We start from the raw sequence: 16,648 nt of genomic DNA on the forward strand, positions 1-16,648 counted from the left end.
CAAGCCTACGACCTTATAGGCTGGTGGGGTGAAGGTTCTTGTCATCGGTTCGGGCTCCCGCGAACACGCCCTCGTCCTTGCTCTCAGTCGCGACCCCCAGGTCGACGCCGTCATCGCCGCACCCGGCAACCCGGGAATCGCAGCGATCGCGCACACCGAAGCCGTCGATATGAACGACTCCACCGCTGTCACGGCACTGGCGGAGACACTCGACGTCGACCTCGTGGTCATCGGCCCCGAAGCCCCGCTGGTCGCCGGGGTCGCCGACGCCCTGCGCGAGTCCTCGTTCCCGGTCTTCGGACCCAGTTCCGAGGCCGCGATCCTCGAAGGCTCGAAGGCGTTCGCCAAGGAGGTCATGGAGTCCGCGAATGTGCCCACCGCACGCGCCGTGGTCGCCTATACCTCCGACGAGGCGGCCGCCGCCCTCGATGACTTCGGGGCTCCGTACGTGGTCAAGGCCGATGGCCTGGCCGCGGGCAAGGGCGTCGTCGTGACCTCGGACCGGGCCGAGGCACTGACTCATGCCAGCTCCTGCCTCGAGGTCTCCGACCGGGTCGTCATCGAGGACTACCTCGACGGGCCCGAGGTCTCCCTCTTCGTCCTCTGCGACGGCCAGCACACTCTGCCGCTGACTCCCGCTCAGGATTTCAAGCGCATCGGCGATGGCGACACCGGCCCGAACACCGGAGGCATGGGCGCCTACTCGCCGCTGCCCTGGATCCCGGCCGGCACAGTCGACGACATCGTCAACACCGTCGCCCAGCCGGTCGTCGATGAGATGACCCGCCGCGGCACCCCGTTCGTCGGACTTCTCTACTGCGGGCTCGCCCTGACGTCGAAAGGCATGCGGGTCGTCGAGTTCAACGTCCGCTTCGGCGATCCGGAGACCCAGTCCGTGCTCTCACGTCTGCGCAGCCCGCTGGGCCAGACCATGCTCGCCGCCGCCGAGGGGCGCCTCGACGAGGTCGGTGAACTCGACTGGGATCCGCGCACCTCGGTGACCGTGGTCATGGCTGCCGAGAACTACCCGAACACTCCGCGCACCGGCGACATCATCCGCGGACTCAACACGGCCGACGGGCTCGAGGACGTCCACATCCTCCACGCCGGGACCGCTCGTGCCACAGACACGGGCGCCGGATTCGCCCCCGAGGACACGGTCATCTCCGAGGACGTCGCCGAGACCGGGGACATCGTCACCGCCGGCGGGCGTGTGCTCTCCGTCGTCTCGCTGGGCACCGGACTCCACGAGGCCCGGGCCAAGGCCTATGCCGCTGTGGCCGAGGTCAAGTGGGACGGCGAGCAGCACCGCACCGACATCGCCGAGGTGGCCGCTCGCGGGCAGATCACGGTGGCCGACATCTACCCGGCACCGGAAGAGGCACCAGCTGCCGCCGCGCTCGACTCCACGGCGCCCGAACTTCCGGGTTGGACGCACGTCTACTCTGGCAAGGTCCGCGACCTCTACATTCCCGAGGGCTCGACCGATGCCGCGTCGGCCGAGCAGCTGCTCATGGTCGCCTCGGATCGCATCTCTGCCTATGACTGGGTGCTTGACTCCGAGATCCCGGACAAGGGGAAGGTGCTGACCGGGCTGAGCCTGTGGTGGTTCGACCAGCTCTCCGAGGTCATCGGCAACCATGTCATCAGCTCCGATGTTCCTGAGGCAGTGGCCGGTCGCGGCCTCATCGTCAAGAACCTGTCGATGCTGCCCATCGAGTGCGTAGCCCGCGGCTACCTCACCGGCTCCGGGATGGCTGACTACAAGGCCACGGGCTCCGTGTGCGGAATCCAGCTGCCGGCAGGCCTCATCGAAGCCGACCGGCTGGAGCCCGCGATCTTCACGCCCGCGACCAAGGCCGATCTGGGCGACCACGACGAGAACGTCAGCTTCGCCCAGATCACCGAGACCATCGGCACCGAGGCAGCCGAGAAGGTCCGTGACCTGACGATCGAGATCTATCAGAAGGCAGAGGCGATCGCGCGTGAGCGCGGCATCATCCTCGCCGATACGAAGTTCGAGTTCGGGACACTGCCCGACGGGACCATGGTCCTCGGCGACGAGGTGCTGACCCCGGATTCCTCGCGCTTCTGGGATGCGGCGAGCTACGAATCGGGTCAGCCGCAGGCGAGCTTCGACAAGCAGTTCGTCCGCGACTGGCTGACCGGTGAGTCCGGCTGGGACAAGTCCTCGGACACTCCCCCACCGCCCCTCCCCGCCGAGGTGGTCGAAAAGACCCGCGCCCGCTACATCGAGGCCTTCGAGAAGCTCACCGGCCAGAAGTTCCCCGGCTGAGGCTGGTCACAGCCGGACCACCTCTCACACCGAGACAACGCCGCACCGCCGATACAACGCTGCACGACAGTGATATCGGCGGTGCGGCGTTGTCTTCAGACGCGTGCTGACCCCGGCCGCAACCAAAGACTTAGCGCGAAAATCGCAGGCGTGACCACTGATTCAGCAGGGAAATATGCCGGGTGGTCATTGTTTTCAGCTCGAAGCCGTCTCACACAACGGAATCGGTGGATTCAACCCACTGATTCCTATACTGTGTGTGACCAGGCCCACACTGGTCCGCGCAGGCCCACACACAGACGTGCAACTCGCTTGGAAGTGACGATATGCATTATTGGAACGGCACCTATCACGAAGGCAGCGGTGACACCTTCACCCTCGTCAACCCCGCCATCGGCGAGACGACCGGTGAGTACACGCTCGCCAACGCCGAGGATGTCAACGAAGCCGTCGCCTCGGCGAAGGCCGCCTATCCCGCATTCAAAGCACTCACCCCTGGCGAGCGCGCGGAGCTGATGCTCGGCCTCGCCACCGAGCTCGAGGCTCGCGCCGAGGAACTCGCCGAACTCGAGTCGCGGCAGACAGGCAAATCCATCCGCCTGGCCAAGGAGTTCGATGTGCCCGGCTCGATCGACAACGCGAAGTTCTTCGCCGGGGCCGCCCGGCAGCTCACAGGTCTGGCCGCTGGCACCTATTGGGCGAAGTCGACGTCGATGACCAGGCGCGAACCCCTCGGCGTGGTCGGCTCCATCGCCCCGTGGAACTACCCGCTGCAGATGGCCGCATGGAAGATCTTCCCCGCCGTCGCAGCCGGCAACACGATCGTGCTCAAGACCTCGGAGATGACTCCGGGGACCTCACTCATCCTCGCCGAGGCTGCCACCGCCGCCGGCTTCGCCCCCGGTGTCATCAACATCATCGCCGGCGACGGACTCGAGGCCGGTGAAGCGCTCATCACCCACCCCGATGTCGTCATGTCCTCGTTCACAGGATCGACGAAGGTGGGCCGACGCATCATGGAACTCGCCGCGGCGAAGGGCTCTCGCGTCCACCTCGAACTCGGCGGCAAGGCCCCGTTCGTGGTCTTCGACGATGCCGACATCGAAGCCGCCGCCCGCGGTGCCGTGGCCGGGTCGCTCATCAACTCCGGCCAGGACTGCACCGCGGCGACCCGGGCCATCGTCGCCCGCGAACACTTCGAGGCTTTCACAACCCGCGTCACCGAACTCATGGACGGTGTCCGCGTGGGCAACCCGTCGAACTCCGCCACTGACATGGGCTCCCTCATCTCGCTGACCCACCGCTCACGGGTCGCCGATATGGTCGACCGCGCCCGGGCTGCCGGGGCCACGATCCACTGCGGCGGAGCGATCCCGACGACGAACCACCTCGGCGAGGCTCTGCCCGGGGACACCGACTCAACGGCATACTACGCACCCACCCTGATCAGCGGAATCGACACCGACGCCGAGGTATGGCGTGAGGAGATCTTCGGTCCCGTCCTCGTCGCGATCGCCTTCGACACCGATGACGAGGCCATCGAACTGGCCAACGACACCCCCTACGGGTTGGCGGCGAGCGCCTGGACGACGACCACGAACCGGACGCTGCGTGCCGCGGCCGACATCGAAGCCGGATGCGTGTGGATCAACGAGCACATCCCGATCGTCTCCGACATGCCTCACGGCGGATACAAGGCCTCCGGATTCGGGAAGGACATGAGCCAGTACTCGTTCGATGAGTACACGCAGGTCAAGCACGTCTTCATCGACCAACACGAGGACCCGCACCACGAATGGCAGGACACCATCTTCACGTCCTGACACTCTGCCGCGGGTTACCGGTCACGGTCTCGGGCACGAACGGATAACAGCCCGTCCGAGCCCTGTGGCCCGATGCCCCGGGCGACATACAATGACATCCTGCCAAGTGCGTCCAGCGCGCTCGGCCTCACCTTCGACAAGGAAGTCGGGAGGACCATGAACCTCGACGTTCTCGACGTCAGCATCTTCGACGGACACTCCGTCCTGCCTGCGAACCGCATCAGCATCCGCGACGGAATCATCACCGAGATCGGCACCGGCCCGGCTGTGGACCCTTCCGAACACACCATCACGGCCACGGGAAAGCTGATCACACCCGGGTTCGTCGACGCCCATGTGCACACCACCTTCGGCGGACAGGAGTCCCTGGCCTGCGATCTCAGCGAAGCTCAGGGCCTCGAGGCCTCGCTTGAGGTGATTCGCGACTATGTGACCGCGACCGCAGCCGGCACCGCGACCGCCGCCGGCACGTCAGACGTCAACTGGGTCACCGGCGGCGGCTGGTCGATGGCCGACTTCCCCGGCGGCGCACCGACCGCTGTGATCCTCGACGAGCTGAGCCCGGACCGGCCCGTCATCCTGCTCAGCGCGGACCATCACTCGGCGTGGGTGAACACGCAGGCCATGGACCTGGCCGGCATCGATGCCTCCACGCCCACCCCGCCCGGTGGCGTGATCGAGAAGGACGAAGCGGGGGCACCGACCGGGTGCCTGCACGAATCTGCCATGGATCTCGTCTCCGCCCATGTCCCGGCCGCCACCGACGCCGATATCCGCGCCGGACTCCTCGCCGGGCAGTCCTCCCTCCATGCGTTCGGCGTCACCGCCTGGATGGACGCCATCGTCGGCGACTACTCCGGCCACCGCTCCCCCTTCGACACCTACGTTGAGGCAGAGGACTCAGGCGATCTGACGGCCGAGGTCGTCGGCAGCCTGTGGTGGCCCCGTGACGTCGAGGACATCGAAGCTCAGGTCGCCGCCCTGCTCGACCAGCGGCGAACCCACGGGGGCTTTCGCACCACCTCGGTGAAGTTCATGCTCGACGGCATCGTCGAATCCCGGACCGCCGCGATGAGTGCCGAGTACAGCTGTGCCTGCGGCGGGTTCGGCATCAGCTACTTCACCCGTGAGCACCTGCACCGAGCCTTCGCCGCCCTCGACGCGGCAGGCTTCGACATCCACTGCCATGCGATCGGTGATGCGGCGAACAGGGCAGCTCTCGACGCCTTCGAGTCCATCGGGGGCCCCGAGACCACCGGGGACAGGGAGCGTCGACACCACATCGCCCACGTTCAGGTTGTCGACCCCGTCGACATTCCCCGCTTCGCTCAGCTCGGAATCACCGCGAACCTGCAGGCACTGTGGGCCTGTCACGACCAGCAGCTCCTCGACCTCAACCTTCCCTACCTCGGGACCGAACGCTCCCGCTGGCTCTATCCGTTCAAGTCCTTCGCCGATGCCGGCACACACTTGGCGATGGGGTCGGATTGGCCGGTCTCGACGCCGAACCCGTGGGAGGCCATCCATGTGGCAGTCAACCGCTCGCATCCGGACGCCGACGACCCGGCGCCGCTGCTGCCCGAGCAGGCCATCGACCTGATCACCGCGCTGCGTGCCTACACCTCCGGTTCCGCGCATCTGCTGCGTTCGGGGGCCAACGGAACCATCCGCACCGGCCAGATCGCGAACCTCGCACTGGCCAGCGCCAACCCCTTCGACCTCGCCCCAGGCAGTCTCGCCGAGGTGCACAACGAGATGACGATCGCAGGCGGCCGCATCGTCCACGACGCCACCACCGCTGAAAGGCAATCATGACCACGACAGCCATGTCTGAGACAACGGCGCCCACACAGCTCGAACACTTGGAGATCCAAAGTGTGAAGAAGGTCTTCGGGGACAACACCGCGATCGAACGCCTCGACCTCTCCGTGCGCAAGGGCGAGTTCCTCTCTCTGCTGGGGCCCTCGGGCTGCGGCAAGACGACCCTGCTGCGCATGATCGCCGGTTTCGAAGCCCCCACCGACGGCGCGATCCTGCTCTCGGGCAAGGACATCGTCAGCCTTCCGCCGCACCGCAGGCCGGTCAACACGGTGTTCCAGTCCTACCTGCTCTTCCCCCACATGAACATCGCCGACAACATCGCCTACGGCCTCAAGCAGTCCAAGACACCGAAGTCGGAGATCGCCGATCGGGTCCGTGAGGTGCTCGCCCTGGTCCAGATGGAGGACTTCGCCGGACGCAAGCCCGAACAGCTCTCCGGCGGTCAGCAGCAGCGCATCGCCCTGGCCCGAGCCCTGGTCAACCGACCGCAGGTCCTCCTCCTCGACGAACCGATGTCGGCCCTCGACCGCAAACTTCGCGAGGAGATGCAGCTCGAGCTCAAACGCCTCCACACCCGCCTGGACACGACCTTCGTCTTCGTCACCCACGACCAGGACGAGGCACTGGCGATGAGTGACCGGATCGTGGTCATGTACAACGGCGTGATCCAGCAGATCGGCTCCGGCGAAGACATCTACGCCAATCCCGTCAACGGCTTCGTAGCCGGCTTCATCGGCAAACAGAACTTCGTCCCCGCCGAGGTGACCGAGATCAACGGCTCCACCGCGACGTTGAGAACGGCGAACGCCGTCATGGAAACGCCCACCCTCGACATCCGACCCGCCTCGGCGTCGGGGACGGCTTCGACGCTGAGCGTCGGAGACAAGGTGCGGGCTGCCATTCGGCCCGAACGCATGCGCGTTGCCCCTGCCGGGACCGAAGAGTTGGCCGCGAACTCCGCTCGTGGTCGGGTCCTGTCGGTGTCATTCCTCGGCGATGTCATCCAGTACATGCTCGTGGCCGGGGATAACGATGAGCTCCTGGCTCGGGTGCCGGCCGCCGGCAACGACGTGCTTGCCGCCGACGCCGAGGTGGATCTGAGTTGGAATGCCGACGACGTGGCCGTCTACGACTATGAGAGCGGTGTCTGAGATGGCAGGCAGGATCCCCGATGTGCATTTCCTGGCGCCCCGGGCTGCCTCGACGAGGCTGAGCAGGCGAGCGCTCCTGGCCGGGTTCGGCGTCGTCGGTCTGGGCGCGCTGAGCGCCTGTGGCCGCAACACGACGATGGCCGCTTCACCGCCCACGGACGGTGAGCTCGAGTCGAAGCTCAACCTCTACTCCTGGGGCGACTACGACAACCCCGAACTCATCGAAGCATTCAAAGCGAAGAACGACGTGCTCGTCCAAGTCGACTCCTACGGGTCGAACGAGGAGCTCATCGCAAAGCTCTCCACCTCGCGCGGAACCTCGGGCTATGACGTGGTGGTGCCGACGGGATCGAACATTCCGCAGATGCTCAAACACGATCTGCTCCAGGAGCTCGACCTCGATCTCATCCCGAACTTCAAGCACATGGATCCGAACTTCACTCACCAGTACTTCGATCCCGACAACACGTACTCGATCTGCAAGGCCTGGGGGACCACAGGGTTCGTCTACAACACGAAGAAGATCACTCACGAGATGACGAGTTGGCAGGACTTCATCGACACCGCACAGAAGGAGGCGGCCGGGACCACCTCGCTGCTCGAGGACCCGTGGGAAGTCTGCGCCATCGCACTGGCGGCTCTGGGCTACAGTCTCAACACCCAGGACGAGAAGGAGCTCGAGGAGGCGCGCAGCATCGTCCTCGACAAGCTCGCACCGAACACGAAGGCCTATATCGGCAATGTCGCCACGGGCATGGTCCAGGGCAGCTTCACCCTGCTGCAGGCCTTCAACGGAGATGCCCGACAGGGATTGTCGGAGGCGGCCGAGCCTGAGGATTGGAAGTTCGTGTTCCCGACTCCCTCGGCGAACCTGTGGATGGACTGCTGGGCCATCGCCACCGGCGCTCAGCATCCCGACTCCGCCCATGCCTTCATCAATCAGATGATCTCTCCGGACACCGCGGTCGAACAGCTCGACTACATCGGCTACCCGATCGGGACGCGGGGGCTGGCGGAACAGGCGAAGAAGGCCGACCTCGACGAACAGGACCTCATCTTCCCGTCTCAGAAGGTCCTCGACCGTCTCGAACCCAGCAAGCAGACCCCGGCCGATCAGATCCGCACGAAGATCTACGCCGATGCGCAGGCAAGGAGCGGAGCATGAGCACCCAGGCAGCCGAATCAACGCCGGAGAAGACACCCGGAACACTCAAGAGGCCGGCGAAGACAACTCAGCCGGCGAAGCCCGGAGGCATGTCAGCGAGGTTCTTCGGTGCCTCTGCGATGTCGTTCCCGACCTGGGCGTATGCGCTGTTCTTCTTCATCATCCCCGTGGCGTTGGTCATCTTCTACAGCTTCGGCTACAAACCCGACGAGTTCACGGCCGTGGCCACCGACCAGCTCTCCTTCGACCGGTACCCCGAGGCCATGTCGGCCAGCTTCGTGTCGACGTTCTTCGCGACTCTGAGGATCTCCGTCGTCGGCACGATCCTGTGCCTGATCATCGCTCTGCCCTTCGCCTATTGGCTGGCCATCAAGGTCTCACCGGCCAGGCGGTCTCTGGCGCTGGCGCTGGTCATGGTGCCGTTCTGGACGAACTTCCTGGTCCGGACCCTGGGCTGGCAGATCATGCTCTCCCCAGACGGATTCCTTTCGGACTGGATGCAGGGCCTGGGGCTGCTCGACGGGCCGCTGGACATCCTCTACACGCGCTCGGCCGTGCAGATCGGCGTCGTCTACAACTATCTGCCGCTGATGATTCTGCCGCTCTTCGTCGCAATCGACTCCTCGGGTCAGAAGCTGCGCGAAGCCAGCTACGACCTCGGCGCCGGCAAGATCACGACGTTCCTGCGGGTGACGCTGCCGATGGCGATGCCAGGTGTCGTCTCGGGGTGCCTGCTCGTGTTCATCCCACTCAACGGTGACTACGTCACGGCGACCGTCCTCGGCGGGGCCAGTGGTTCGATGGTCGGGCAGCTCATCGCCAACCAATTCAACACGGCCCAGAACTGGGCAGTCGGCGCGGCCATGGCGGTGATCTTGATCCTCGCGACTCTGGCGGTCGTCGGGGTCGGATTCAGTCTGCTCAAACTGGGGCAGATGATCGCAGCCCGACTCAACAGTGTGCCGCTGAAAGATGGGAGGGCCTGAGATGTCGAAGAAGAATACGTTCGCCCGCAGAACCCCGACGGACATCGGACTCCACGTCTGGGGGATCCTGGTCTTCGCCTACCTGTTCCTCCCGATCGCGGTGATCATCGCGTACTCGTTCAACACCGGCAAGGTGCTGGCGAACTTCCGCGGCTTCGGCCTCGACGCCTACATCTCGGGGATCAACAACGACATCATCATCTCCTCGGTCGTCACAAGCCTCCAGGCCGCGGTGGGTGCCGCACTCGTCTCGACGGTCTTCGGCACCCTGGGCGGCGTGGCACTGGCGCGGGCCCCGAAGGGCGCGTGGTGGGCCCTGGGCCTGACAGCGATCCTCGGACTGACACTGGTCACACCCGAGATCGTCGACGGCATCTCGTTCCTGCCATGGTTCGTCACCGTCGGCGTCGACTGGGGCATCACACCGCTGAACAACGGTCTGGTCAGGCTCATCATCTCGCACGCGATGTTCTCCATGGCGATCGTGACGTTCATCGTCCGCGCCCGACTGGCCGGCATCGACTCCCAACTCGAGGATGCGGCCGCGGACCTGGGCGCGACCCCATGGAACCGGTTCAAGGACATCACCTTGCCGATCGCAGCTCCCGGCATCCTCGCCGGCGCGCTGATGTCGTTCACGGTCAGCCTCGACAACACGATCCTCTCGAGCTTCGTGCAACAGCCCGGCTACACGCCGTGGCCGGTCTACATCTTCTCTGCCGTGAGGGTTGCCCTGCGGCCCGAAGTGGCGGCGATCTCGACCCTGATGTTCTTCCTCACCCTCCTGGCCTTGGCCTTTGTGGGCTTCGTGCTGCGCAAGGCGGGTGGAAGTTCGACAGAGATCATCAAGACGATGGCCGGATGATCCCCTCGCCGAGGTGGGCGGGTGGCCTCGCCGAGGTGGGTCCTGGGGCCCGAGGGTTGCCACCCTTGCAATGATTGCCGCAAGGCAGAATACGAATGCCGACAGATGGCAGACGAATGCCGTTGGGCCGCAGACGACTGCGGTCAGACAGAAGGAGCAATGACATGGACGTCAATGCCGCACTGGCCGACGCCTCCACCGTGCCGTTCTGGCTCGATTCCGCTCAGCGCCCGGAACCCCTGCCGCCGCTGACCCACAACATTGAGGCCGACCTCGTCATCGTCGGGGGTGGTTTCACCGGGCTGTGGACAGCGCTGCAGGCAAAGGAGCGTGACCCAAGGCGCCATGTCGTCCTGGTCGAGGCGAATTCGATCGGATGGGCTGCCTCTGGCCGCAACGGCGGGTTCTGCGCAGCCAGCCTGACCCACGGCTATGACAACGGTGAGTCCCATCTGCCGAACGAGAACGAACGCCTGGCACAACTGGGGCGGGAGAACCTCGATGCGATCGGCGCGGCTGTGACCAGGTACGGCATGGACGTCGAGTTCGAGCGCACCGGTGAACTCGACGTCGCGACCGAGGACTACCAGGTCCCGGAGCTGCGAGAAGCACACGACCCAGAGGCCGGTTTCATCTTCTACAACCAGGAGGAGCTGGCTCAGATCGTGAAGTCCCCGACCTACAAGGGTGCTCTCTGGGACTCGCGCGAGGTCGCCATGGTCAACCCTGCCAAGCTGTGCTGGGAGCTGCTGCGGGTCATCCGAGAACTCGGCGTCGAGGTCTTCGAAGGCACGAAGGTCACGGATGTCAGTGACCGGAAATCGACGGTCCAGGTCACGACTCTGGTGACTGCCCAGAGCCTCGAGGACAGCAGAACCGCTCCCTGCAGCATCATCACGGCCGATCGCGTTGCTCTGGCCACGAACGTCTTCCCCTCGCTGCTCAAGCGGGCCAGTCTGCATACCGTCCCTGTCTACGACTATGCCCTGATGACCGAACCGCTCAGCGATGAGCAGCTGGAATCCATCGGCTGGAGCGGACGGCAGGGCATCGGCGACTGCGCGAACCGGTTCCACTACTACCGACTCTCGGCCGACAATCGCATCCTCTTCGGCGGATGGGACGCGGTCTACCACTACGGGAGGCAGGTGTCGTGGAAGTACGACCAGCGCCCCGAGACCTTCGAGACCCTGGCCGAGCACTTCTATGAGACCTTCCCGCAGCTGGCCGGCCTGAAGTTCAGCCACAAATGGGGTGGGCCGATCGACACCTGCTCGCGCTTCTTCTCCTTCTTCACCACGGCCTACGGCAAGAAGGTCGCGATGGCCGCCGGCTTCACCGGACTGGGTGTGGGCGCTTCACGATTCGCCGGCACGGTCATGCTCGACCTGCTGTCCGGCCAGGACACCGAGCTGACCCAGCTGGAGATGGTGCGCAAGCTTCCGCTGCCCTTCCCGCCCGAGCCGGTGGCCTGGCTGGGCATCCAGGTGACGACGAATGCGATGATCAGAGCCGACAGCAACGAAGGCCGACGAGGTCCGCTGCTCAAAGCGCTCGATGCTGTGGGCATGGGCTTCGACTCCTGACGCTGCCGGTGACGACTCCGCCGACTGGTGGCGTCTGGGCCGACCGGTGACGTCCGCAGCTCGGACCGAAGGCGGCAGTTCCTTCCGTGCTTGATAGACTTTCAGCGAGCGCGGGAGGAACTCCCGAACACTTTCTTGAAGGAGCAGAACACGCATGGCACGTGTCGTCGTTGAGGTGATGCCCAAACCCGAGATTCTTGACCCTCAGGGTAAGGCGATCTCCGGTGGAATGTCCCGACTCGGCTTCACCGGTTTCGGTGAGGTGCGACAGGGGAAGCGCTTCGAACTCGAGGTCGAGGGTGAGGTCACCGATGAGGTTCTCGCGCAGGCTCGGGAGGCGGCGGAGAAGCTCCTGTCCAACCCGGTCATCGAGAACGTCGTGGCCGTTCGCGCCGTCGAGGAAGCCTGATGACCGCAGTCGCCACCGAGCCCACCATCGCCGAGGCGGGTGCTGAGTCCGGAGTCTCGATCGGTGTTGTGACATTCCCCGGCACCCTCGATGATCGTGATGCCGCACGTGCGGTTCGTCTTGCGGGTGCGAAACCGGTCAACCTGTGGCACGCCGATTCCACGCTTGCCGGTGTCGACGGTGTCATTCTGCCCGGTGGGTTCTCCTACGGGGATTACCTGCGCTGCGGCGCGATCGCGGGCTTCGCTCCGATTATGGACGCCGTCGTCTCCGCCGCCAACGCCGGAATGCCGGTCCTGGGCATCTGCAACGGATTCCAGATCCTGTGCGAATCGCACCTGCTGCCTGGCGCCCTCATCCGCAATGACCACCAGCATTTCGTCTGCCGTGACCAGGAACTGGTCGTGGAGAACACGAATACTGCCTGGACCGGTGACTACTCACAGGGACAGACCATTCGCATTCCGCTGAAGAACGGTGAAGGCGGATTCGTCGCCACCGACGAGGTTCTCGACGAACTCGAAGGCTCCGGTCGCGTGGTCTTCCGCTATCAGGGGCTCAACCCCAACGGTTCTCTGCGTGACATCGCCGGCATCACGAATGAGGCCGGAAACGTCGTGGGACTCATGCCCCACCCCGAACACGCTGTCGAGGCCGGTTTCGGACCCGAAGACGGCGGCGGCATCGACGGTCAGGGGTTCTTCTCTTCTGCCGTGCGCACTCTGGTCAGGGGCTGAGCTCACAGACCGGTGCACGAAAGGGCCCCGAAGCACGGCATGACGACGCGCCTCGGGGCCCTCAGCAGTTTGTGCCTTGTTGTCGGCCGGAGTGACCTCACTCCTGCGGTTCGGTCGGCTTGACCGTCACTTCTGCCGTGTCCTCGAGATCACCGCACGTGGCGACGGCCTCGTACTCGCCCGTATCGGGCATGCCGTCCCTGGGCATGTACCTCACTGATGCAGACTCGTCCTCACCGGCGAGCTGCCTCTTCTCCCAGACCTTCGACCGGCCTTCCTCGTCCTCCTTGAACACCTGGAACAGGACTTCGTCCTCGCTCGAGCAGTTGACCATCGTCAGGTTGAGTCCCTCTTGGTAGAGCGACTCATCGAGCGTCGTCGATTCCGGGTCCATCACGAGAGTACCGTCATCGTACTCACCCCGATCGCCCTCGATGATGTGGACGCGAGCGTCAAATACGCGGTCCGGCTCATCACCGCGTTTGACCGTAACCGTGAACTTCACGTTCGTATCGTCGGGCTCCTCATCCATCGCAACCGCCCCGTCGTACGCTCCGTCCTTGTCCACTGTCCGCAGCTCGTTGTCCAGGCTCGTGGTGACCTCGTCTCCCTTCTTGAGCCCGTCGATCGTGAACTCGATGCCCTTGCCCTGTGTGACCTCGAGAGGCGTCATCTCCCGGTATTTCAACGCCAAGTCCGCTTCCTTCATCACCGAATCCTGATTCGAGCCATCGGAGGCCGTCGCCGGTCCCACTCCGAAGGCGGAGAGGCCAAGAGCGATGGAAGCTGCCAGTGCGAGCTTCTTCATTGTGATCATCCTTCTTTCGCAGCAAAAGGTCGTAACAGCCATATTCGGTTGTGCCAGTCACACTACGAAGGTCGGATGACGGTTGTGGAGTTGTGTTCGTTGTGGTCATGACAGGCCTGTCATGACAGATCTGTCACTCCGTGATGACAACGAAACTTGCTCACCCGTTGAGCTGAGTCGATGCTGAGACTACTGAAGCTGTGCTGGCTCACACAGTTCTCCGAAGCGCGTCGTCGTTCCAGCTCAGTAGGTCGCAACGGTCGTGGATATGAGGTGGAACTCTGCATCTGCGCGGCGATGTCCCTGAGCCAGGTTCAGCTGGCGTTCAGCTTCGGCGTCACGCATTGATGTCTTCGCGCGTCGCGCGCGATCCAATCGTAATGGGCGATTTCGGTCCTATTGCCTGGACCCACTGCTGAGTGGGTCCAGGCAATAGGACCGAGTCAGTCCTCAACCCATTTGAGGCCGACGGCCGTCTCGAGAGTCGCGGATGCCGCATGCATCTCGACCGACCACGTCTCGTCACCGACGACGCCGTCGACGTCGGCCTCGCCCCACTTCTGGAAGCCCTCCACAGCAGCCTTGGTCTCCGCTCCGAAGTTGCCGTCTGGCTCCCCTGGTGAGGGCCAGTCCCCCTCGACCGAACCGTTCTTCAGCACTTCCTGCAGGTCGGCGACGGCCTTATGGGACGAACCTTCCTTGAGCACCGGCATCGGTCCGCCGTCAGGCAGTGCTTCCCAGGTCTTGTCCCCGACGATGCCATCATCGTCCAGCCCGGCTCCTCTTTGGAAGTTCTTGACCGCTTCTTCCGTGACTGACCCGAATATTCCGTCGACGGCCACTGAATGATCCGGCACTCTGCGCAGTGCTCGCTGTGCCCTCTTGACGACATCGCCTTGTGACCCTTTTTTGATGATCGGCTGACCGGGGTTCGACATGTTTCCTCCTCTATCGATGCCGGTGGAGCCTCATTGAGAGAGGCACCGGCTGTGAATACTTGTGGAAGCAGCCTTGCTGCCACAAGCGTCAATCTATGGGCGCAGTTCCTCATGCGACAAGGGTCCGACGGTACTCAGAAGGCATGCCCGCGAGTTGGTGCCGACACAGTTTCGCTGCTGGGGTCGTAGCACGCAGTTCGGCCCCGGCGCACTGGCTCATCTGCAGATTCGATGAGTCGGTGCACCGGGGCCGAACGCCCTTCTGTCAGTGTCGATTCGCGCCGACGGGCCGGGGGTATTCACCAACCCGTCGGGTCACCGATCACTGCCCGGGCTGTGAGCGGCGACGGGCGAAGAGAACTGTCGCAGCACCTCCCACGATCAACACTGCTCCTGCGCCGAGTCCGGTGATTTCGGCACCGGTGCGAGGCATCGAGCCGGCATTGCCGGAATCATCCGCTGGGCCGGAATCGCCGGCCTCGCCGGCGTTGCCGCCATCGGTGCCGCCACCGTTGCCGGTGACGAGGAATTCGCCTTCCATCTCCGCTTGGTCCGCGCACATCGCAAACACCTTGTAGGTGCCGACGTAGGGTGCGGGATCGTCGCCGAGTCCGTAGATCTGGACCGAGGCGGCTGCGTTCTCATTCGCCTCGGCGCTCTGTTCGTAGAGCTTCCCACTGGGTTCGAGCCCCCAGACCTCGAACTTGACCTCGCTGCCGGGTTCACATTCGGTGACAGTGATCGTCACACCCTTGTCTCGGTTGATGAAGTCGACCGCAGGGATCTTCTCCGGATTGATGGAGAGCTTCGCTTCGGAGCCGGTGTCTTCGTCGCCGGTCACGGTGAAGGTCGACTCCGCGCTCTTATCCCCGCACGAAGCCATGACAAGGAACTCGTCGACCCACGCCTTGCCGCCTTCACCTTGGGGCATGAACCTCGCATGCCCGGCCGCGTCCTCACCGGCCTGCTGCGTCTCTTCCCAGATGGTGGTGTCAGGGTCGCTCTTGGTGCTCACCCTGAACGTCACCTCTTCGTCCACATGGCAGTTGACGAATGTCATGTGGACTCCGTCGTTGAGGAAGTCTTCCAGGCTCTGAGTCTTGGGCGACACGGTGAGATCCGAGTTCGCATCGTCGCCGTCACCATCGGTCACGGTGAAGGTCGTCTCCGCATTCTTGTCGCCGCACGAAGCTGTGACTACGAAGTCACCAACCCAGCCCTCACCGCCCGTGCCAGGGATGAACGTGGTGGATCCTGCCGCATCTTCACCGGCCATCTGTGAGTCCTCCCAGATGGTGGTGTCTGGGTCGCCCTTGCGAGCGATGCGGAAATTGACCTCTTCATCCATCACGCAGCTGACGAGGGTGATCTGGACACCGTTGTTCATGAAGTCGTCCACGTTCTGAGTCTTCGGCGAAACTGTCAGGTCTGCCTCCTGCTCCTCATCATCGGGAGCCACGACCTCGATGCTGCCGCTGAAGGTCTTCGATTCCGCTCCCTCACGCTTGACGGTGACTGTGACATTGAGCGTGTCACCGGTCTTGAGCTCTGTGTTGCCGAGGATCGTCCCGGTGAATGTACCGTCGCTCTCGACCGTCGTCGAGGTGGCTTCACCGGGTTCAGCGGTGACGACGTCCCCAGCTTTGAGGGAATCGACGGTGTACCGGATCCCCTGATTGGGGTCACCGATCTCTTCGGCACTCATCTCTGTCTTCTCGAGGGAGAAGCTGGCATCGATCGCCTCGGTTTCCTCTGCACCGTCGGTGGCGCCGTCTTTCTCCCCTCCGTCTTCGGTTGCATCCGGATCGGCTGCCTCGTCCGCAGGTGGCTCGGTGGCCGCGGCATCACCCTCTGCTTCATTCGTGCCTGTGCCAGGGTCGGCTGCGTCAGCACCGGAGTCGTCTGCTTCACCGGCATCGGCCGCGTCTTCGCTCGGAGACTCTGTGCCTGCCTGCGCAGCCGATGCTTCAGTTGCGGTCAGTGTGCTCGCGGCCGCCGGACCGACTCCGAGCGTGGAAATCGCCAGTGCGATGCTTGCTGCAAGCGCCAGCCGTTTCATGATG

13 protein-coding genes are annotated in these 16,648 nt (G+C 64.2%); 10 read left to right on the forward strand and 3 right to left on the reverse strand.

The window, feature by feature from the left end; translation table 11 throughout:
* Positions 1-28: 28 nt before the first annotated feature.
* From purD to purQ, 10 genes are all read left to right on the forward strand, one after another.
* A complete protein-coding gene (gene purD / locus HU144_RS18950) occupies positions 29-2,296 on the forward strand; it encodes a phosphoribosylamine--glycine ligase (RefSeq protein ID WP_235352618.1) in 2,268 nt (755 codons plus the stop codon).
* Positions 2,297-2,622: 326 nt separating this feature from the next.
* Positions 2,623-4,119 carry an aminobutyraldehyde dehydrogenase gene (locus HU144_RS18955; RefSeq protein WP_235352619.1) on the forward strand — a complete coding sequence of 499 codons (1,497 nt, stop codon included), beginning with the start codon at positions 2,623-2,625 and terminating at the stop codon, positions 4,117-4,119.
* 156 nt (positions 4,120-4,275) lie between these two features.
* Positions 4,276-5,934 carry an amidohydrolase gene (locus HU144_RS18960; RefSeq protein WP_235352620.1) on the forward strand — a complete coding sequence of 553 codons (1,659 nt, stop codon included), beginning with the start codon at positions 4,276-4,278 and terminating at the stop codon, positions 5,932-5,934.
* Positions 5,931-7,091, forward strand: coding sequence for an ABC transporter ATP-binding protein (locus HU144_RS18965; protein ID WP_235352621.1), 1,161 nt, complete (start codon positions 5,931-5,933; stop codon positions 7,089-7,091). The genes HU144_RS18960 and HU144_RS18965 overlap by 4 nt, the downstream gene beginning before the upstream one ends.
* A gap of 1 nt (position 7,092) precedes the next feature.
* Entirely contained in the window at positions 7,093-8,256 is a 1,164-nt protein-coding gene (locus HU144_RS18970) for a polyamine ABC transporter substrate-binding protein (protein ID WP_235352739.1), read from the forward strand.
* Positions 8,253-9,242, forward strand: coding sequence for an ABC transporter permease (locus HU144_RS18975; protein ID WP_235352622.1), 990 nt, complete (start codon positions 8,253-8,255; stop codon positions 9,240-9,242). Before HU144_RS18970 ends, HU144_RS18975 begins: the two co-directional genes overlap by 4 nt.
* 1 nt (position 9,243) lies before the next feature.
* Positions 9,244-10,107 (forward strand): ABC transporter permease, encoded by an 864-nt coding sequence (locus HU144_RS18980; RefSeq protein WP_235352623.1) that lies wholly within the window; start codon positions 9,244-9,246, stop codon positions 10,105-10,107.
* Between the two features lie 164 nt (positions 10,108-10,271).
* Entirely contained in the window at positions 10,272-11,693 is a 1,422-nt protein-coding gene (locus HU144_RS18985; protein WP_235352624.1) for an NAD(P)/FAD-dependent oxidoreductase, read from the forward strand.
* 154 nt (positions 11,694-11,847) lie between these two features.
* Positions 11,848-12,102 carry a phosphoribosylformylglycinamidine synthase subunit PurS gene (gene purS / locus HU144_RS18990; protein WP_235352625.1) on the forward strand — a complete coding sequence of 85 codons (255 nt, stop codon included), beginning with the start codon at positions 11,848-11,850 and terminating at the stop codon, positions 12,100-12,102.
* Positions 12,102-12,839, forward strand: a complete 738-nt coding sequence (gene purQ, locus HU144_RS18995; RefSeq protein WP_198398149.1) for a phosphoribosylformylglycinamidine synthase subunit PurQ — start codon at positions 12,102-12,104, stop codon at positions 12,837-12,839. Before purS ends, purQ begins: the two co-directional genes overlap by 1 nt.
* Before the next feature lie 97 nt (positions 12,840-12,936).
* On the opposite strand, the gene HU144_RS19000 is transcribed toward purQ, so the two are convergent.
* The 3 genes from HU144_RS19000 to HU144_RS19010 form a co-directional block, all read right to left on the reverse strand.
* Entirely contained in the window at positions 12,937-13,647 is a 711-nt protein-coding gene (locus tag HU144_RS19000) for a hypothetical protein (RefSeq protein WP_235352626.1), read from the reverse strand.
* A 443-nt stretch (positions 13,648-14,090) separates the two neighbouring features.
* A complete protein-coding gene (locus HU144_RS19005) occupies positions 14,091-14,585 on the reverse strand; it encodes a peptidoglycan-binding domain-containing protein (protein WP_235352627.1) in 495 nt (164 codons plus the stop codon).
* A 322-nt stretch (positions 14,586-14,907) separates the two neighbouring features.
* Entirely contained in the window at positions 14,908-16,644 is a 1,737-nt protein-coding gene (locus HU144_RS19010) for a hypothetical protein (RefSeq protein WP_235352628.1), read from the reverse strand.
* Between the last annotated feature and the right edge of the window lie 4 nt (positions 16,645-16,648).

Source organism: Brevibacterium sp. UCMA 11752 (assembly GCF_021532235.1).
GTDB lineage: Bacteria > Actinomycetota > Actinomycetes > Actinomycetales > Brevibacteriaceae > Brevibacterium > Brevibacterium antiquum.